Below are 18700 nucleotides of genomic sequence, written 5' to 3' on the forward strand. Positions count from 1 at the left end.
ATCCGGTTCGTCATATCGCAATGGAGACACCATGAATTTCGCCACCGCCGACCTCTGCGACGCGCACGAAGACCTGCTCGCAACCGGCACGCTGCGCGTGCTCGATCCCGTGTTCCGCTGGTTTGGCCGCTCGCAGGCCTTCAGCGGTCCGGCGCTGACGTTGAAAGTCTTCGAGGACAACTCGCTCGTGCGTGCGACGCTGGAGACACCGGGGGCGGGTCGTGTGCTCGTCGTCGATGGCGGCGGCAGCCTGCGTTGCGCGCTCGTCGGCGGCAAGCTCGGCGAACTGGTACAGAACAATGGCTGGGCGGGCGTCGTCGTCAACGGCTGCGTGCGCGACTCGCTCGAACTGAACGCGCTCGATGTGGGGATCGTGGCGCTCGCGACTCATCCGCAGCGTAGCTTCCGGCGCGGTGCCGGCGAGCGCGACGTGCCGGTGCGCATGCCGGGTGCGACCGTGCGGACGGGCGAATGGATTTACGCCGATACTGACGGCGTACTCGTGTCGCATGAGTCGCTCGGCGCGTCCTGACGTCGCTCCGAGGTCAAGAGGAGCGCAATGATGCGGTACGTGTTCGTCTACGGGACGCTGCGCGCGGGCGAGATCAACGACATCATTGTCGCGGCGGCGCGTAACGAGATCATGCAGCCGCGCCTCCTCGGACGGGCGGCGGTGGCGGGGCGTTTGTTCGATTTCGGATCGTATCCGGGCATGATCGCCGACGCGTACGCGGCGCCCGTACTCGGCGAAGTGTACGAGATTGATGACGCGCTCGTGCCGGTGCTCGACGACATCGAAAAGGTGTATCCGGGTGTGCCGGGGCTCTTCCTGTCGCAGCAGGTCGAAGTCGAGGTAGAGGGGCGGCAGATGGCATGCCTCTTTTATCCGGTCGCGCCGGAGCGGGCAGATGGACGTCCCGAGATTCATGGCGGTGACTGGGTGGCGCATCGGCTGGCTCGCTGAGATCGGCGCCTCGCGTCCATGGACGCCAGATGCACAAAAGCCCGGCGGATCGAAATCCGCCGGGCTTTTTTTGACGTCCGCGTGTTGCGATCAGCCGGTCGTCAGATCTCTTCGTAAAGCGGCAGCGTCAGGAACTCGACGAAGTCCTCCGACGTCGACATCTGTTCGAAGATCTGCGAAGCGCGCACGTAGGGCTTCGTGTCGCCTCCTACCACGGCCTTCACCTTGTCCAGCTCGTGCGCGATCAATTCGCGCACGAGGTCTGCCGTGACCTTGCGGCCGTCTTCGAGCTTGCCCTTCGGCGAGCGGATCCACTGCCACACCTGCGAGCGTGAGATTTCGGCGGTTGCGGCGTCTTCCATGAGGTTGTGGATCGGCACGCAGCCATTGCCCGCGAGCCACGAACCGAGGTAGTGGATCCCGACGTTGATGTTGTTGCGCAGTCCCGCTTCGGTGATCGGTGCCTCCGGGCGGAAGTCGAGCAGATCCTTGCCCGCCACGTTGACGTCCGGGCGCTGCTTGCCGATCTGGTTCGGCTTGTCGCCGAGCACCTTCACAAACTCTTCCATCGCGATCGGCACGAGGCCCGGGTGTGCGACCCAGCCGCCGTCGTAGCCGTCGGTCGCGTCGCGGGCCTTGTCCGAGCGCACACCGCCCATCGCCTTGTCGTTCGCCGCGGCGTCGTTCTTGATCGGGATGAGCGCGCTCATGCCGCCGATCGCCGGTGCGTTGCGGCGGTGGCAGGTCTTGAGCAGCTCCAGCGCGTAGGCGCGCATGAACGGCACGTTCATCGTGATCTGCGAGCGATCCGCGAGGCAGAAGTCCTTGTCGTTCTTGAACTTCTTGATCGCCGAGAAGATGTAGTCCCAGCGGCCCGCGTTCAGGCCCGAGCTGTGCTCGCGCAGTTCATAGAGGATCTCGTCCATCTCGAATGCGGCGAGGATCGTCTCGACGAGCACGGTCGCGCGGATCGTGCCGCGAGGAATGCCCACGGCTACCTGGGCGGCGACGAAGATGTCGTTCCACAGGCGCGCTTCGAGGTGGCTTTCCATCTTCGGCAGATAGAAGTACGGGCCGCTACCGCGCGCGATCAACTCCTTCGCGTTGTGCATCAGATAGAGCGCGAAATCGAAGATGCCGCCCGAGACGCGCTGACCGTCCACCGTGACGTGCTTCTCGTCGAGATGCCAGCCGCGCGGACGCACGATCAGCGTCGCGACCTTGTCGTTGAGCTTGTACGACTTGCCGTTCTGTTCCAGCGAGATCGTGCGGCGAATGGCGTCCTTGAGGTTGATCTGGCCGGTGATCTGGTTGTCCCAGTTCGGCGCGTTCGAATCCTCGAAGTCGGTCATGTAGGAATTGGCACCCGAGTTCAGCGCGTTGATGATCATCTTGCGCTCGACCGGACCCGTGATTTCCACACGGCGGCATTCGAGATCCTTCGGCAGTGCCGCGATTTTCCAGTCGCCTTCGCGGATCGACTTCGTCTCTTCGAGGAAGTTCGGGCGCTCGCCCGCGTCGAGGCGTCGGGTGCGCTCGACGCGCGCCTTGAGCAGTTCCTGACGACGCGGCTCGAATGCGCGATGCAGCTTCGCGACGAGGTCGAGCGCCTCGGGCGTGAGGATCGTTTCGAAGCCGGGCTTGATCTCGGCCGAGATCTGCATGCCCTGCGGCACTTGCAACGTGTTTGACATGATTGCTCCTTTGTCGGTCAGTTTAGGAATGCTTGCGTTAGGCGCGTTGCCTGATGGGGACGGGTTCGTCACGCACCGTGGTGGTGTCCGTTCAGGCAGCGCTGCGGTGTCGGGGAAGGCGGCGAGTTCTGCCATGCCGCCGCCAGTGCCGTGCGCTGCGACGCCGGGTTCTCCGACGGGCAGACGCTGGCGATTGATTCAGAGGTCGTGTAGTCGACCCAACCGGCACCCGTGGCGTCCCAGCCGTTCGACGAGATGGACGCGCTCTCGCTCGGTGGTGCGCCGAGGGCGTAGGCTGCGGCGGCGGGCTTGTAGGTGCGGACCGCGTCGCTCGACAGGAGTGATGTCTCGATGGCGAGGGACTCGCGTGGCGCTCGTTGCGGGAAGTCCGCGAGGAAGTGGCGGCGGGGCGGCTTGTCGCCGTGCTCGACGCATTCGCTGCTCCACTGATCGGCATTCATGCGGTGTTTCCGCAGCGCAAGCACTTGCCGGTTCGCGTGCGCCTCTTTTTCGATTTTTTCAAGCATACATACGGTCATCCGGAGTACTGGGGCCAGGACTGACGCCTTCGTCTTGCGCACACGTATGCGCGTTTCCGATATGCGTGGAGACCCGGATGCGCGCGCTGCGCCGGTTTTTCGCGCACTACAATCGTTTTGATGGCGTTCGGGCGCCGTTCGCCCGCATCGCCGGAATCACCGTGAATGGCCGCTGCCGACAACGGAGGGCGCCATGTTCAAGCACATCCTCGTTCCGACCGACGGCTCGGATCTGTCGAAGAAAGCGATCGACGGCGCGATCGACCTTGCGCGCACCGTTGGGGCGCGCGTCACGGCCTACGCCTGTCTTCCGCAATATCCGTACTCACCTTATTCGGATGTCGCGATCGAACCGCCCGGCGATTTCCAGACGCGCAGTGAAAGAGAGGCGCGCACGCATCTGCAGGAAATCGAGGACGCGGCGCGAAGCGCGGGCGTGATCTGCGAAAGCCGCACGAGCGTCCATCCGTCACCGTATCTCGGCATCATCGAAGCTGCCGAATCCGGTGGCTGCGATGTGATCTTCATGGCTTCGCATGGCCGACGCGGACTCGGCAGCCTTCTGATCGGCAGCGAGACGCAGCGTGTGCTGACACATACGAAAATTCCGGTGATCGTTTACCGCTGATGGCCCGACGTGGCCTGGCTGGGCAGGGTGAACCCCAGTCGGCGCATGGGTAAGCTGTTACGTACCCATGCGCCTTCCGTGGCTGCGTCCCCGTTGGGCTTCTTTTATTGCCCAGGTTTCGGGCCGTGGCTCCGGCGGATTGCCGGATCAAGAGGCTGGCCGGATTGTGTCCGGCCAAGCCGCGGCCTTACCCTGTCCTCCCGTTTTGTCCTGCCTGTCGCGGACATCTTTGATGCACGCCGGGCCGCGCCTGTGGCCGGTGAGCCCCCGCCAGGGTCACGCTTTCCGGCCACGGCGCCGCCTGACGGCACCGGTACTGCCAATAGCTTTACGCTACCTTCTTGTCGAAGAACTGCTCGTCTTCTGTCGAACCGTGCAGGGCGGTCGTCGAGGCCTCGCGCTCGACCGTCTGCGTCACGGCGTCGAAGTAGCCCGTGCCGACTTCGCGCTGGTGCTTGACGGCGGTGAAGCCCTTCTCGGCGGCCGCGAATTCGGCCTGCTGGAGTTCGACGAATGCGCTCATGTTCTGGCGCGCATAGCCGTGCGCGAGGTTGAACATCGAGTAGTTCAGCGAGTGGAAGCCCGCGAGCGTGATGAACTGGAACTTGTAGCCCATCGCGCCGAGCTCGCGCTGGAACTTCGCAATCGTTGCGTCGTCGAGGTTCTTCTTCCAGTTGAATGACGGCGAGCAGTTGTACGCGAGCAGTTTGTCCGGGAACTGCTTGTGGATCGCTTCCGCGAACTGCTTCGCAAACGCGAGATCCGGCTTGCCTGTCTCGCACCAGATCATGTCGGCATACGGCGCGTAGGCGAGACCGCGCGAGATCGACTGCTCGAGGCCGTTACGCGTGCGGAAAAAGCCTTCCACAGTGCGCTCGCCCGTGAGGAATGGTTTGTCGTTGTCGTCGATGTCGGATGTGACGAGGTCGGCGGCTTCCGCGTCGGTGCGGGCGAGCAGCACGGTCGGCACACCGCAGACGTCGGCGGCGAGACGCGCGGCGGTCAGCTTCGCGATGGCCTCGCGCGTCGGCACGAGCACCTTGCCGCCCATGTGGCCGCACTTCTTTACCGATGCGAGCTGGTCTTCGAAGTGCACACCCGCGGCGCCTGCTTCGATCATCGCCTTCATCAGTTCGAACGCATTCAGCACGCCGCCGAAGCCGGCTTCGGCGTCTGCGACGATCGGCTGGAAGAAGTCGACGTAGCCTTCATCGCCGGGGTTCTTGCCTTCCGACCACTGGATCTGGTCGGCGCGCGTGAGTGTGGCGTTGATGCGCTTGACGACCTGCGGCACCGAGTTGGCCGGGTAGAGCGACTGGTCCGGGTACATTTCGCCGGCGAGGTTGGCGTCGCCCGCGACCTGCCAGCCCGACAGGTAGATCGCCTTGAGGCCGGCCTTGACCTGCTGCATGGCCTGGTTGCCGGTCAGCGCGCCGAGCGAGTTGATGAACGGCTCAGTGTTCACGCCCTTCCAGAGCTTCTCAGCGCCAAGCTTCGCGAGCGTGTGCTCGGGTTGGATCGAGCCGCGCAGGCGCACCACGTCTTCGGCGGTGTAGTTGCGCGTGACACCCGTCCATCGCGAATCGGTTTCCCATTGCCGCTGCAGTTCCTTCGCCTGTTCCTGACGGTTCGACATGGTGTGCTCCTTCGTTTGCCCGATAAGTAAGACCAGTCTGACTCGTTGACTCGACGATGAGAGACGCTTCGGGTGGTTTTCGCGCGTTTCGTTTCGTCAAGTCTTATATAAGAGTCTAGGCAAATCGATCTGGACGCGACAGACCGTTGGAGGGATTTGATGATAATTTTTAAATCATTAAAATCAATTGTTTGCGCATGTTATTTCGCGATGAGAAATGCAATTTCCCATGCTGCAACAGCGCGCTTTGTGCCACGCAGCACGATTTTTTACGAAGCAAAAATTTTTTTCGTATCGTGAAATGCCGGCGGAGATAAAAAAAGACCGGTGACGAAGCACCGGCCTTTCAGGAGTCGCTGCGGGAGCAGGGCGCGAAATGCGCTGTCGTGCTCCCGGGCGTGGTCGCGATCAGCTGTCGCGACGTGCGCCGCGCGGGCCGTCGTTGCGGCGGGCGCTGAAGCCCTCGCGCGGGCGGCCGGCGCCTTCGCCGCGCGGTTGGCCGTAGCCGCGGCTGTTGCCGCCTTCACCGCGCGAAGCGCCGTAACCGGGGCGCGAGCCATTACCGCCGTCGCGTTGGCCATAGCCTCCATCACGCGACTGGCCGGCGTAACCGCCACGCGACGAGCCTTCGGACTTGCCTTGCCAGCCGCCGCCGTTGCCACCATTGCTGTTACCGCTGCGGTTGCCGTTGCTGTTGCTATAGCCACCCGGCTTGCCGCTGCCGCTGCCGAAGCGACGAGCGCCACCGCCATTGCCACCAGGACGGCCACGGCCGCCGAAGCCGCGATTCGCGGGCGGCGCCTTGCGCGGCTCGAAGCCTTCGACGGTGTTGACCGGCAGCGTCGAGCGCACGAAGCGCTCGATGCGCTTGAGCGCGCCTTGCTCGGCGTGATGCACGAGGCTCACTGCGGTGCCCGAGCGGCCTGCACGACCCGTGCGGCCGATACGGTGAACGTAGTCTTCCGCGAACTTCGGCAGGTCGTAGTTGAAGACGTGCGTGATGCCCGGGATGTCGATGCCGCGTGCCGCGACGTCAGTCGCGACCAGCACGCGCACGCGACGCTCGCGCAGTGCGCGGATCGTGCGATTACGCGCACCCTGCGGCAGATCGCCGTGCAGCGCCGCGCTTTCGAAGCCCGCGTCGGCGAGCTTGCCGGCCAACTGGTCGGCGTCCAGCTTGGTCGCCGTGAACACGATGGCCTGGTCGAGGCTCTCGTGGCGCAGCAGGTGATCGAGCAGGCGATCCTTGTGATCGCGGTCGTCGACGTAATGCACAGTCTGCGCAATGTTCGACTTCGATTCGATCTTGTGCGTGATCTCGATGCGCTCCGGGTCCTTCAGCAGACGGCCCGTGAGCGAGCCGATCTTGCCGTCGAGCGTGGCCGAGAACAGCATCGTCTGGCGCGATTCGGGCGTGGCGGCGACGATCGATTCGATATCTTCGATGAAGCCCATGTCGAGCATGCGATCGGCTTCGTCGAGGACGAGCATCTTGAGTTCCGACAGGTCAATGCGGCCGCGCTCGAGGTGGTCGAGCAGACGGCCCGGCGTCGCGACGAGGATCTCGGGGTTCTTCGCAAGCAGCATCAGCTGCTGGCTGTAGGCCACGCCGCCGAGGATGCTGACCGTGCGCAGGCGACGCAGATGCTTGCCGTAAGTCGTCGCGGCGGTGGTCACCTGCATGGCGAGTTCGCGCGTCGGCGTGAGGACGAGGAGGCCGGGGCGCGCAACGGGTTGCGGGCGGCGCTGGCGACGATCGCCCTGGCCACCCTGGGCGCCTTGCGGACGCGGCTCGCGCGGCTGTGCGGCCTGTGTCTTCTGGAGTTGCGCGAAACGCTCGATCGCGGGCAGCATGAACGCTGCGGTCTTGCCCGATCCGGTCGGGCTCGAGACCATCAGGTCGCGGCCGGCGATGGCGGCCGGGATGGCGCGTTGCTGCACGGGCGTCGGCGACTTGTAGCCCGCTGCGTCCAGCGCCGAGACGATCTCCGGCGACAGGCCGAGCGACGCAAACGTCGGGCCTTCGGGCGTGTCGGCGGCGGCAGGCGCGGGTGCGTCAGCGGCGGCATCGAGACCGAGGGCAACGTTGGCGATTGCGTCGAGGGGGCTTTGGGTAATGCTCGAAGTCATGAAAATCCTTGGTGAAACAGGAAATAGAACGTCGGCGCCAATCGGCATACCCAAGTCGTCTGATTTTGCAAACAAATCGAAAAACGGGGGCAACCCGCCACGTGGCGGATTTTCGTTAGAAGCTGTTTCGGATGCGGCGCACCGGAACTGGTTTGCCGCCAGCCTGAGACAAGACGGCCTCTACGTGGAATACGTGGAAGAGGCCAAGGCAGGAGGGGACAGGTTCTAAACTGGGATTGGAGCTTAACGCTACGAGGCGCCAGGCTGGCCCGCCCAGTCTGGACTGGGTGGCCGGAACGCGGCGCAGCGCAGATTATATCCGATTTTGTTGCGCTGCGCCAGACTGATGCGTTGGCAAGGGATTGCCTCGCGCCGCGGGCGGTGGCAAGCGCACGGGTCAGCCCTCGGATCAGAGACGCCGGTATGCGCGGTGGGCGACACGAAGCCACGACGAGGCAGCCGCCGCAGCCGTCGCGGTGCCGTTTGGCGTCCGGAGGCTTGCCACGTCGGCGGCTAGCCGTCGGACGCACGGGCGATCAGCTTGCGGCGCCGCTCTTGAGCGACTCGACCAGCTCGATGTACTGCTGTTTCGCCGAGTCCTGTTCCGTTCCCTTCAGCGCGGACCATGCCTCGTACTTGTACTTGCCGACGATGTCGGTGAAACCGGGCTTGTCGCCTTGGACATCGCCTTTCGTGGCCTGCTTGTAGAGCGCATAGAGGCGCAGCAGCGTCAGGTTGCCCGGACGCTCGGGCAGTTGCTGCACTTCCTCGTGGGCTTGCGCGAACAGGGCGTTGATATCGCTCATCGATGTTTCTCCACTCGTTTGATCGGAACCGCGGCGATAGTAGCAGCACGCCCCGCAGTTAGGCTGGAACGATTCCTCCAGAGCGGCCGGTCCGGCGTCGGGCAACGGACGAAGAACGCGCGAGCGCACGGACCATGCCAGGCCTGGGACCGCGAGTGGGCGCCGCATTACAATAGCGGTCATGACTGACACCGTGCTGCTTGCCCTCGATACGTCGACCGAATTCTGCTCGGTCGCGCTGCTTCGCGCCACCGCCTCTGCCGGCGGCGTTTCCGTTACCGAACCGTACGCCGAGGTGGCCGTGTGGGTGCGCCACGAGGCCACCGGCGCCGTGTCGAGCACGCGCCTGTTACCGGCCATCGGCGAACTGCTCGATGAAGCGGGGCTGTCGCTGGCGGACTGCGATGCCATTGCCTTCGGCGCCGGTCCGGGTTCGTTCACCGGACTGCGCACCGCGACGGGCGTGGCCCAGGGGCTCGCGTTCGGGCTCGACATTCCCGTGGTGCCGGTGGGCACGTTGCTCGTCTGTGCGGAGAGTGCCCGTTTGCGCGATCCGTCCGCGACGCGCGTGCTGGCGGCGCTCGATGCACGCATGGACGAGGCCTATTGGGCCGACTACGAATGGGATGCGGCGGCGAGCGACTGGCGCACGTTGCGTCCGGCGTCGCTCGACGCGCCCGGGCGAATCGTCGCGCCCGACGTTCCGTTCACGCTGGCAGGCAACGCCGCGGCGGCGTTCGGCGCGCGGCTCGAGGCTGCCGGTACGGCCCGTACGGTCGATACCGAGGCGCTGCCGCACGCATTGCCGCTGGCACACGCGGCGCTGCGGGCGTTCCGCGCTGGCCGCACACTGCGCGCCGACGAAGCCGCGCCCGAATACGTGCGCAACAAGGTCGCGCAGACTACGGCTGAGCGGCTTGCCGCCAAGGCGGCGGTTGCGAATGTGCCGCCCACCTCTGTCGACGAGGACCGACGATGAGCGGCGTGTTGATGACCGACCGCTATCTGTCGCAGATGACCGAGAGCGACCTCGACGAGGTTGCCTCCATCGAGCGGTCCGCCTACGAGTTTCCGTGGTCGCGCGGCAACTTCGAGGACTCGCTGCGCAACGGCTACTACGGCATCTGCATGCGCCACGTGACAGGCGCGCTGATTGGCTATTGCGTGCTGATGCCGGTGGTCGACGAAATGCATCTGTTGAACCTGTGCGTCGCGCCCGAGGCGCAGGGCGCGGGCGCCGGGCTCACGCTGTTGCGCGAGTCGGTGCGCATTGCGCTTGCTAATGGGCTGGAAGGGATGCTGCTGGAAGTGCGACCGTCGAACCACCGGGCGATCCGGCTATACGAACAGTTCGGCTTTATCACGATCGGCCGGCGCAAGAATTACTATCCCGCCCGGCATCACAGCCGCGAGGACGCAATCGTGATGCGTTTTTCTTTTGCTGAGGAGGGCGCAGATGGCGCTCGATGACTTCGCGCTCGAAGAACTCGGCCTCGCGCCGCGCTGGGTGAGCAAGGGTGCGCAGGCGGCACGTGTGGGGACGGCGGTGGACGAAGTGCCGGGTGAGGACGCGCAGTCCGGGCCGGTTTCGGCGCGTGCCGGGGAGCCTGAGGGCGCGTCGATGGTGGCGCGTGGGGCCGACGTTCCCGCCCTGCGAGCCGATGATGCGGACGCAGACCGGCCGACAGCGCGAACCGGCGATCTTCCGGCGCGGGCCACTCGAACCGCCGATGTCGTAACTGCCAAACGTACTGCGCCGGACATCCGTTCGGCCGAAACGTCTGCTGCTGGCGTCCCGTTCACATCGGACGAGTTGCCGCCGACCGAAGACGATTTCGCCTGGTTCGACGCCGCGCCTGCGCCGTCCCGACCCGTCGGCGACGAACCCCTTTCGCAGCCCGCCGCGCCCCGCAACGACGTCGCGACGCTGGACTGGGATTCGCTCGCCGAATGCGTGACATCCTGCACGCGCTGCCGTCTGTGCGAAAAGCGCACGAACACGGTGTTCGGCGTGGGTGACCGCGAAGCCGACTGGATGCTGATCGGAGAGGCGCCTGGCGAAAACGAAGACCGCCAGGGCGAGCCGTTCGTTGGCCAGGCGGGCAAGCTGCTCGACAACATGCTGCGTGCGCTGTCGCTTGCGCGCGGCGAGAACGTCTATATCGCGAATGTCATCAAGTGCCGCCCTCCGGCCAACCGGAATCCGGAGCCCGATGAAGTCGCGCGCTGCGAGCCCTATCTTCAGCGTCAGGTTGCGCTCGTCAAGCCGAAGATCATCGTCGCGCTGGGCCGATTCGCCGCGCAAAGCCTGCTCAGGACCGAAGGCAGTATCGCGTCGTTGCGCTCCCGCGTGCACGAGTACGAGGGCGTGCCTGTGATCGTCACCTATCACCCGGCGTATCTCCTGCGCAGCCTGCATGACAAATCCAAGGCGTGGGCCGATCTGTGCCTGGCGCGCGATACCTTGCGCGCCGGACGAGGCGACGGCGGCGGCGAAAAATGAATGCCGCCCGGCCCGCGGACGCGTCCGGCGTTGATGTTGCCGGCTGTCTCGATGGGCTGACCGATCCCGCAGTGCGCGATCTCGCGTGGCTGCTTTTCAGCGCGGACCTGCTGCGTGCGCAACCGCCGCGGGCGCCGCTTGCCGAACCGTGGGCCGATCGCGTCGGGGCTCGGGCAACTGCTCAATGGCTCGTGCGGCTCGACGGCGACCCGACGCCGCTCTGGGCGGTCCTGGAGGCGAGCCGGCCGACCCGTCTTGGCCGATACGCAGAGATCTTGCTCGGCTGGTTTCTCGAACACGGGCCGGCACCGAGGCTCATCGCGGCGAACGTGCCATTGCGGCGCGCGGGCCGCACGCTTGGCGAGTGCGATTTTCTTATCGAGACGCCCGACGGCCGGCGGCTGCACTGGGAGCTCGCCGTGAAGTGCTATTTGCACACCGGCGATTCCCGCGAGACGCTGGCGGACTTCGTCGGGCCCAATCTGCGCGATCGCTTCGACCGCAAGTTCACTCATCTGCTCGATCATCAGCTCCGGCTTAGCGAGCGCGAAGAATTCGTTTCGCTCGGGCTTCCCGGGCCGTGGCTCGCGCAGATGTTCGTGAAGGGCTTGCTGTTCTATCGGGCGGGGAGCCTCGCGCAGACGCTCGCAAACGATCCGCCCGCGCTCGCACCGGGGCATGCGCGCGGTTGGTGGGTCACCCGGTCCGAATGGCCCGCATTCGCGGCGCAGCAAGTGGCGGATGGCTGGAGCGTTTTGCCGCGACTGGCGTGGCTCGCGACGCGCCGTATCGCGGCAGGCACGCTCTCAAGGAAATCGGCGGGCGGGAGTGCCGAGGACAACGTCACGCACCTTGCGACGTCATCGCACACCGCAGATCGGCTTGACGTGCCGGATGCGGTTCGCACCAACGCGGCCGGTAGCGTATTCACAGCGGAGAATGCAGCGCCGGACGCGGGCGCAGAGCGCGCACAACGTTCGGGCAGCTTTGCCGACCGGATGGTGACTGCCGCGCCAGTCGATCCCGAAACCTTGCTGGCCCGTCTGCCGCGTCCCGGCGAGCCGGCGATGGTCGCCGCCTTTCTTGGCGATTGTGCGAACGGTTACGTCGAGTGCTCGCGGGGCTTCATCGTCCCCGACGACTGGCCCGCACAGGCATTGGCTTTCGCGCGCGAATAGCGCCGCGCGCGGCGTCTTACCACCAGCGATAGAAGTGATGGACCGGCCCGACACCGTGGCCGACATCGAGGCGCCCGCTCGCTTCGAGCGCGCCGGTGAGGTATTGCTTGGCGTCGCTGACGGCGTCAGCGAGACCTGCACGCTGAGGCCACAGCGCCGCGATCGAGGACGACAGCGTGCAACCCGTTCCGTGCGTATTCGTGACCGGCACGCGCACAGCGCCGAGGCGTAGCGTGCCGCCTTCCTCGACGAGCCAGTCCGGGCTGTCGCTGCCGCCGAGATGCCCGCCCTTCATCAACACGGCCCGTGCGCCGAGTGCGCGCAGCGCCTCGCCTTGCTCGACCATCGCGGCTTCGTCGGTGGCCGGTTCGACACCGAGCAGCGCCGCGGCTTCCGGCAGGTTCGGTGTGACCACGCCCGCGAGCGGCAGCAATTCCTCGCGCAGTGCCGCGACGGCCTCCGGTGCGAGCAGCGCATGGTTGCTCTTCGAAATCATCACGGTGTCGAGCACGACGCGCGGCGGCTTGTGACGGCGTAGCGCATCGGCGACGGCGCGCACGATCTGTGCGTTCGCGAGCATGCCGATTTTCACGGCATCGATGCGGATATCGTCGAACACCGCGTCCAGCTGCGCAGTGACGAACTCCGGATCGGGCGCGTGAATCGCAGTGACGCCGCGCGTGTTCTGCGCTGTGAGCGCGGTGATGACGCTCGCCCCGTAGGCGCCGAGCGCGGAGAACGCCTTCAGGTCGGCCTGGATACCGGCACCACCGCCTGAATCGGAGCCGGCGATCGTGAGGACGTTGGGAATCGATGAGGTCATGGCAGTGTGGAGAGCGGGCAGGGCGCGCGCATCGGATGCAACGCGGGACGCAAAAGCGCCGCGCTGACGCCGCGAACAGATCAATGCCGGTGATTTTCGCCGATCAGCGCAACGGAGTCGAACGCGCGCTGGTTGGCCTGATGACGGCGCATCACGAGCCACATCATGAGGCAGACGAAGGTACCGAACAGCACGATCACGATGGTCACGGGCACGTCGAGCCAGATGAGCACGGCGTAGAGGCACAGCATGACGAGAACCGAGAGGTTCTCGTTGAAGTTTTGCACGGCGATCGAATGGCCGGCGGAGAGCAGAACGTGGCCGCGGTGCTGCAGCAACGCGTTCATTGGCACAACGAAGAAACCGGAGAGTCCGCCAATGATGATCAGGAACAGGTAGGCGAAGAACATGTAGCCGCTCACGTGCAGATGGCCGATGCGCAGGCCCCAGTGCGGCGGAAAGAGATCGCGCGTGTAGAACGCCAGCAGCATGACGGCGATGCCCATGATGACGCCGACCGGCAGGACCGAGAGTGACCTCTTGAGCGGAATGCGCGCGGCGGCAATCATCGCGCCGGCCGCAACGCCCACGGCGACAAGGGCCTGCAGGATCGCGCCCTCCGAGAGCGACATGCCGAGCGAGACCTCGGCCCACTTGAGCACGATGAACTGCAGCGTCGCGCCTGCGCCCCAAAAAAGCGTCGTGACTGCGAGCGAGATCTGGCCGAGCTTGTCTCGCCACAGAATCTGGAAACAGTCGGCGAAATCGGAGATGAGGCGGATTGGGCCGTGTTGCTGGCGCGGGTAGCGGGCGCCGGTGTCGGGAATGCGCAGATTGAAGATGGCGGCGATGACGTAGATGCCCATGATGACGACCATTGCGGCCTGGGCGGGGCTGCTGATCCATGCCGGCGTATGGCGGATCACATGCGATGCAATGTGAGGGCTGATGAGCGCGCCGCCCATGACGGTACCGAGAATGATCGAGCCGACTGTCGTGCCCTCGATCCAGCCGTTCGCGGCGACCAGCCGTTCAGGTGGCAACAATTCTGTCAGAATGCCGTATTTCGCGGGTGAATACGCTGCGGCCCCGAAACCGACGACACCATAGGCGAATAGCGGATGCGTTCCCGCCAGCATCATGGCGCAGCCGAACACCTTGATCGTGTTCGTGATGAACATCACGCGGCCCTTGGGGCGCGAATCGGCAAAGGCGCCGACGAAAGCGGCGAGAACAACGTAGGAAAGGACGAAGAACAGCTTGAGAAGCGGCGTCATCCAGTTCGGGGCGTGGAGATCTTTCAGCAGTGCAATCGCAGCGATCAGGAGCGCATTGTCGGCCAACGACGAAAAAAACTGCGCGGCCATAATGGTGTAAAAGCCTTTTTTCATCTGATGCGATGCTTTCCTCGCTGCGGTCCGTCCGCCCCGGACGGGTGGGTGCATCCGGGCTTATTACGTTCGAAATAGGTTGTGCGCAGGGCTTTATATCACGAAAATAGCTTGTTTCGGACTAGCAGAATCCTTGAGCGCCAGACTGGTGGGCCTTTCAGGCGCTGAAGCCACCCTGTAAGCTCCTGATTCGAAAGCGTCTTTACGAAAACTTCCCCATGCCTCGCCCCCTCTCCGCCACGATTCACACCGCCGCACTCGCCAACAATCTCGCAGTCGCCCGCCGATACGCGCCGAAGTCGAAAATATGGGCCGTGGTCAAGGCCAACGCCTACGGGCACGGGCTTGCGCGCGCGTTCCCGGGGCTGCGCGCCACGGACGGCTTCGGGCTGCTCGATCTGGAAGAGGCAGTGAAGCTGCGCGAACTCGGGTGGGCCGGGCCGATCCTGCTGCTCGAAGGCTTCTTCCGTTCCACCGATATCGACGTGGTGGACCGCTACAGCCTCACCACGGTCGTGCACTCCGACGAGCAGATGCGCATGCTCGAAATGGCGCGTCTTTCGAAGCCGGTCAACATTCAGCTGAAAATGAACAGCGGCATGAACCGGCTCGGCTACACGCCTGAGAAATATCGCGCGGCATGGGAGCGTGCGCGCGCCTGCCCCGGTATCGGTCAGATCACACTGATGACGCACTTCTCGGACGCCGACACGCCGCGCGGCATCGGCGAGCAGATGGAGGCGTTCGAGCGCGGCGCGCAAGGCATCGCGGGCGCGCGCAGCCTCGCCAATTCGGCGGCGACGCTCTGGCATCCGTCCGCGCACTTCGACTGGGTGCGCCCCGGCATCATCCTCTACGGCGCGTCGCCCTCGGGCGTGGCGTCGGCAATCGACGGCGTTGGTCTGCAACCGGCCATGACGTTTACCTCCGAACTGATTGGCACGCAGAGCGTCGCGGAAGGCCAGACGATCGGTTACGGCTCGATCTTCAAGGCAAAGAAGCCGACGCGCATTGGCGTCGTCGCGTGCGGCTATGCGGACGGCTATCCGCGCAGCGCGCCCGAGGGCACGCCGGTAATCGTCGACGGCGTGCTCACGCGCGTCGTCGGGCGCGTGTCGATGGACATGTTCACCGTCGATCTCACGCCGGTGCCGCATGCCGGTACCGGTGCGCGCGTCGAGCTGTGGGGCTCGAACCTGCCGATTGACGATGTTGCACAGGCGTGCGGCACGATCGGCTATGAGCTGATGTGCGCCGTGGCGCCCCGCGTTCCGGTGCGGGCGGAATAAGCGGTGGCAAAGCTCAAGACGCTGTACATCTGCACCGAGTGCGGAGGGCAGGCGCCCAAATGGCAGGGGCAATGCCCCGCGTGTGGCGCGTGGAACACGTTAGTGGAGAGCGTCGCCGAAACGGCGGGTAACAACCGCTTCCAGTCGCTCGCGAAGAGCGCGCCTGTGCGACGTCTCGCCGATATCGAGGCGTCCGATGTGCCGCGCTTCACAACCGGCGTCGGCGAATTCGACCGCGTGCTGGGCGGCGGGCTCGTGGCCGGCGGCGTGGTGCTGATCGGTGGCGATCCGGGCATCGGGAAGTCGACGTTGCTGCTGCAATCGCTCGCAGAGATAGCGGCCGAACGCCGCGCGCTCTACGTGAGCGGCGAAGAGTCGGCGGCGCAGATCGCGTTGCGCGCGCAACGGCTCGCGCTGCTCGATCCCGGCTCGAAGGCGAGCGAGCTTCAGTTGCTCGCCGAAATCCAGCTCGAAAAGATTCAGGCGACCATCGAGGCCGAAAAACCCGACGTCGCGGTGATCGACTCGATTCAGACCATCTACTCGGAGGCGCTGACTTCCGCGCCTGGCTCTGTCGCGCAGGTGCGCGAATGCGCGGCGCAGCTCACGCGCATCGCGAAGCAGTCTGGCACGGCGATCATCATGGTCGGCCACGTCACGAAAGAGGGCAACCTCGCGGGGCCGCGTGTGCTGGAGCACATCGTCGATACGGTGCTCTACTTCGAAGGCGATACGCATTCGTCGTTCCGGCTCGTGCGCGCGTTCAAGAACCGCTTTGGCGCGGTCAACGAACTCGGCGTGTTCGCGATGACCGACAGGGGCTTGCGCGGCGTCGCCAATCCGTCGGCGCTATTTCTTTCGCAGCACGAGCAGAGCGTGCCGGGTTCGTGCGTGCTCGTGACCCAGGAGGGTTCGCGCCCGCTTCTCGTCGAGGTGCAGGCGCTCGTCGATACCGCGCAGGTGCCCAATCCGCGGCGCCTCGCCGTCGGCCTCGAGCAGAATCGGCTTGCTTTGCTGCTCGCGGTGCTGCACCGGCACGCGGGCGTCGCGTGCTTCGATCAGGACGTGTTCCTGAACGCCGTGGGCGGCGTCAAGATCACCGAACCGGCCGCGGACCTCGCTGTGTTGCTCGCCATTCACTCGTCGATGCGTAACAAGGCGTTGCCGAAGGGCCTGATCGTTTTTGGCGAAGTGGGCCTTGCGGGCGAGATCCGGCCCTCGCCACGCGGACAGGATCGCTTGAAGGAAGCGGCAAAGCTGGGCTTTTCATGTGCGCTGATTCCGCGCGCCAATGCGCCGAAACAGCCGATAGACGGTTTGCAGGTGATTGCCGTCGAGCGGATCGAAGAGGCCATCGACAAGGTCCGCACGTTCGAGTAAGCGCCCGGACGCGGGCGCTGTACTGTCGCGTAATCATTAGTAACAAGCCTCGTACAGACTGTAACCTGGCCTTTCTGCGATTTCCCTATCCTTTGCCGCATGTTCAACCCGCGTCCAGCGGAAAGGATAGCGTCTTGAAACAGACTGATATGTCCGTCGGCGATCGTTCGATCGTCGTACGCGGCTGCCGGGTATCCGAGCCGCTCATGCAGCCTTGGGGCAGCAGTTGCCGCATCGTCGAGTGGATCGACAACGACGGGCGCATCTCGCGCCGCGTGGTGGCCGGGAACGTGACGGCGGCGCAGGTGCGCAGCACCATCGCGCATCACGTGGAAGGCCGCAAGTACTTCCTCTATGACGATGAGCGCGTGCCACGGCAAACGCTCCCGCGTCGCTAGCCAGTGAAAAAATGGGCGCATCGTGCGCCCATTATCTTTTGTGCATTGCTTGTGCCGCGGTTGTGCGTGACTTGCGTCGCACGGCGGCGGTGCGAGCGATGGCTCAACCCCAAGGCCCGTACGTAAATGGCTTGTTGCCATCGCCACCAAACACGCCGGTTTGCGGCGCTGTTGCGCCCGTGGCTTGTGCTGGTGCGGTTGTCTGCGTCACGACCCCTTGCGCCGGCTGCTCGTCAGTCTGCGCTGCGTCGGATGCATCGAGCATCTGCTGCAGAACTTCCGGGTTGAAAAGCGGATGTCGTGCCGCCTCGCCGGGCGTGAGCACCGGCGTTGCGCAGCAGTCGATGGGCTCCAGCCGGTCAATCCAGGTTTGCAGCGGCTCGGAAGCGATGATCGCCGCGAGTTCGCGCGTTAGCGCGGCGGCATCCGCGCCGCCGATCGCCTGACCGAGGCTCCAGTGCCGCTCGGCCCAATCATCGCGATCGAGCGCCTTGCAGAGCGCCTGCCAGAACTTCAGCTCCAGCGCGCCGACGGCGAGCCAGCGGCCGTCCTGCGTGCGGTACAGGTTGTAGCAGGGCACGCCACCGTTGAGCAGGCCGCCGCCGGGCTGGTTGGCAGCCTCGTCGTCGTTGGCGAGTGCGACCTGTGCGACCACGTTGTGGGCGTAGGTGGCGTGCGCCATCGAAACGTCGATGAAGCGGCCACCGCCTCCGCGCGCGACGTACCAGAGCGCGGCGAGGATCTGCGTCACCGCGGAGAGCGCGCCGCCAAGCAGGTCGGCGATCTGGAAGTTTGGCAGCGCGGGCGTGCCGTCGCGTGTCGCGAGCTGGTCGAGGACGCCCGAATAACCGATGTAGTTCAGGTCGTGTCCGGCGCGATCCGCGAATGGTCCTTCCGCTCCGTAGCCGCTGATGGCGCAGTAGACGAGCCGGGGATTGATGGTGCGTAGCTTTTCGTAGCCCACGCCGAGCCGCGTCATCACACCGGGACGATAGCTCTCGACGATCACGTCGGCCTCGCGCGCGAGCGCAAGCAGGACATTGCGCCCGCTCTCCGACTTCAGGTCGATCCGCGTTTCGCGTTTGCCGCGATTGACGAGGCGGTAGAACGCGCCGGGCCGTGTGGCGACTTCATCGGCGGAACTCTGCATCATCACGCGGGTGGCGTCGCCTGTGCCGGGGGGCTCGATCTTCAGCACATCGGCGCCCATTTCCGCAAGGCGCAACGTGGCGACCGGCCCGGGTAGCAGCATGGTCAGATCAAGGACGCGTAGGCCTTGCAATGCAGCGGGTGACGACACTCGTATCTCCTTTGCTTCATGCAGCGCGCGTCGTGCGCGTC

18 protein-coding genes and 1 pseudogene are annotated in these 18700 nt (G+C 65.2%); 12 read left to right on the forward strand and 7 right to left on the reverse strand.

The window, feature by feature from the left end; translation table 11 throughout:
* The first annotated feature begins 31 nt into the window (after positions 1-31).
* Complete coding sequence (gene rraA, locus D1Y85_RS07205; RefSeq protein ID WP_124150362.1) at positions 32-532, forward strand: ribonuclease E activity regulator RraA; 501 nt, start codon at positions 32-34, stop codon at positions 530-532.
* Between the two features lie 30 nt (positions 533-562).
* A complete protein-coding gene (locus tag D1Y85_RS07210) occupies positions 563-964 on the forward strand; it encodes a gamma-glutamylcyclotransferase family protein (RefSeq protein WP_124150363.1) in 402 nt (133 codons plus the stop codon).
* A 101-nt stretch (positions 965-1065) separates the two neighbouring features.
* Here D1Y85_RS07210 and aceB read toward each other — a convergent pair whose 3' ends face one another.
* Positions 1066-2658: a malate synthase A gene (gene aceB, locus D1Y85_RS07215; RefSeq protein ID WP_124150364.1), complete on the reverse strand. Its 1593-nt coding sequence runs from the start codon at positions 2656-2658 to the stop codon at positions 1066-1068.
* A 344-nt stretch (positions 2659-3002) separates the two neighbouring features.
* On the opposite strand from aceB, the pseudogene D1Y85_RS07220 reads away from it, so the two are divergent.
* Positions 3003-3221, forward strand: a pseudogene (locus D1Y85_RS07220) (LysR substrate-binding domain-containing protein); the annotation flags it as partial.
* 169 nt (positions 3222-3390) lie between these two features.
* A complete protein-coding gene (locus D1Y85_RS07225; protein WP_124150366.1) occupies positions 3391-3825 on the forward strand; it encodes a universal stress protein in 435 nt (144 codons plus the stop codon).
* Between the two features lie 328 nt (positions 3826-4153).
* Here D1Y85_RS07225 and aceA read toward each other — a convergent pair whose 3' ends face one another.
* Together aceA and D1Y85_RS07235 are read right to left on the reverse strand one after the other, a co-directional pair.
* Positions 4154-5461 carry an isocitrate lyase gene (gene aceA, locus D1Y85_RS07230; protein ID WP_124150367.1) on the reverse strand — a complete coding sequence of 436 codons (1308 nt, stop codon included), beginning with the start codon at positions 5459-5461 and terminating at the stop codon, positions 4154-4156.
* Positions 5462-5869: 408 nt separating this feature from the next.
* Positions 5870-7591 (reverse strand): DEAD/DEAH box helicase, encoded by a 1722-nt coding sequence (locus D1Y85_RS07235; RefSeq protein WP_124150368.1) that lies wholly within the window; start codon positions 7589-7591, stop codon positions 5870-5872.
* Here D1Y85_RS07235 and D1Y85_RS07240 point away from each other — a divergent pair.
* Complete coding sequence (locus tag D1Y85_RS07240; protein ID WP_124150369.1) at positions 7578-7820, forward strand: hypothetical protein; 243 nt, start codon at positions 7578-7580, stop codon at positions 7818-7820. The genes D1Y85_RS07235 and D1Y85_RS07240 overlap by 14 nt on opposite strands.
* A 307-nt stretch (positions 7821-8127) precedes the next feature.
* Here the strand turns inward: D1Y85_RS07240 and D1Y85_RS07245 are convergent, their stop codons facing one another.
* Complete coding sequence (locus D1Y85_RS07245; RefSeq protein ID WP_124150370.1) at positions 8128-8397, reverse strand: acyl-CoA-binding protein; 270 nt, start codon at positions 8395-8397, stop codon at positions 8128-8130.
* 181 nt (positions 8398-8578) lie between these two features.
* Between D1Y85_RS07245 and tsaB the strand changes: the two genes are divergently transcribed.
* From tsaB to D1Y85_RS07265, 4 genes are read left to right on the forward strand one after another with little or no spacing between them, the layout of a single operon-like run.
* Positions 8579-9376: a tRNA (adenosine(37)-N6)-threonylcarbamoyltransferase complex dimerization subunit type 1 TsaB gene (tsaB, locus tag D1Y85_RS07250; RefSeq protein WP_124150371.1), complete on the forward strand. Its 798-nt coding sequence runs from the start codon at positions 8579-8581 to the stop codon at positions 9374-9376.
* Positions 9373-9867: a ribosomal protein S18-alanine N-acetyltransferase gene (gene rimI, locus D1Y85_RS07255; RefSeq protein ID WP_124150372.1), complete on the forward strand. Its 495-nt coding sequence runs from the start codon at positions 9373-9375 to the stop codon at positions 9865-9867. The genes tsaB and rimI overlap by 4 nt, the downstream gene beginning before the upstream one ends.
* Positions 9854-10900 carry a uracil-DNA glycosylase gene (locus tag D1Y85_RS07260; RefSeq protein ID WP_124150373.1) on the forward strand — a complete coding sequence of 349 codons (1047 nt, stop codon included), beginning with the start codon at positions 9854-9856 and terminating at the stop codon, positions 10898-10900. The genes rimI and D1Y85_RS07260 overlap by 14 nt, the downstream gene beginning before the upstream one ends.
* Positions 10897-12078, forward strand: a complete 1182-nt coding sequence (locus D1Y85_RS07265; RefSeq protein ID WP_124150374.1) for a DUF1853 family protein — start codon at positions 10897-10899, stop codon at positions 12076-12078. The genes D1Y85_RS07260 and D1Y85_RS07265 overlap by 4 nt, the downstream gene beginning before the upstream one ends.
* 16 nt (positions 12079-12094) lie before the next feature.
* Here the strand turns inward: D1Y85_RS07265 and thiD are convergent, their stop codons facing one another.
* Positions 12095-12901 (reverse strand): bifunctional hydroxymethylpyrimidine kinase/phosphomethylpyrimidine kinase, encoded by an 807-nt coding sequence (thiD, locus tag D1Y85_RS07270; RefSeq protein ID WP_124150375.1) that lies wholly within the window; start codon positions 12899-12901, stop codon positions 12095-12097.
* An 80-nt stretch (positions 12902-12981) separates the two neighbouring features.
* On the reverse strand, positions 12982-14292 hold the full coding sequence (lplT, locus tag D1Y85_RS07275; protein ID WP_124150376.1) for a lysophospholipid transporter LplT: 1311 nt from the start codon (positions 14290-14292) through the stop codon (positions 12982-12984).
* A 218-nt stretch (positions 14293-14510) separates the two neighbouring features.
* Here lplT and alr point away from each other — a divergent pair, with 218 nt between their 5' ends.
* From alr to D1Y85_RS07290, 3 genes are all read left to right on the forward strand, one after another.
* Positions 14511-15581: an alanine racemase gene (alr, locus tag D1Y85_RS07280; RefSeq protein ID WP_124150377.1), complete on the forward strand. Its 1071-nt coding sequence runs from the start codon at positions 14511-14513 to the stop codon at positions 15579-15581.
* A gap of 3 nt (positions 15582-15584) precedes the next feature.
* Complete coding sequence (radA, locus tag D1Y85_RS07285) at positions 15585-16961, forward strand: DNA repair protein RadA (RefSeq protein ID WP_124150378.1); 1377 nt, start codon at positions 15585-15587, stop codon at positions 16959-16961.
* A 149-nt stretch (positions 16962-17110) separates the two neighbouring features.
* Positions 17111-17359, forward strand: a complete 249-nt coding sequence (locus D1Y85_RS07290; protein ID WP_425466890.1) for a DUF2866 domain-containing protein — start codon at positions 17111-17113, stop codon at positions 17357-17359.
* A 103-nt stretch (positions 17360-17462) separates the two neighbouring features.
* On the opposite strand, the gene D1Y85_RS07295 is transcribed toward D1Y85_RS07290, so the two are convergent.
* On the reverse strand, positions 17463-18611 hold the full coding sequence (locus D1Y85_RS07295; RefSeq protein WP_246024814.1) for a CaiB/BaiF CoA transferase family protein: 1149 nt from the start codon (positions 18609-18611) through the stop codon (positions 17463-17465).
* Positions 18612-18700: the final 89 nt, after the last annotated feature.

The sequence above is a fragment of the Paraburkholderia dinghuensis genome, assembly GCF_003837865.1.
In the GTDB taxonomy this organism is placed as follows: domain Bacteria; phylum Pseudomonadota; class Gammaproteobacteria; order Burkholderiales; family Burkholderiaceae; genus Paraburkholderia; species Paraburkholderia dinghuensis.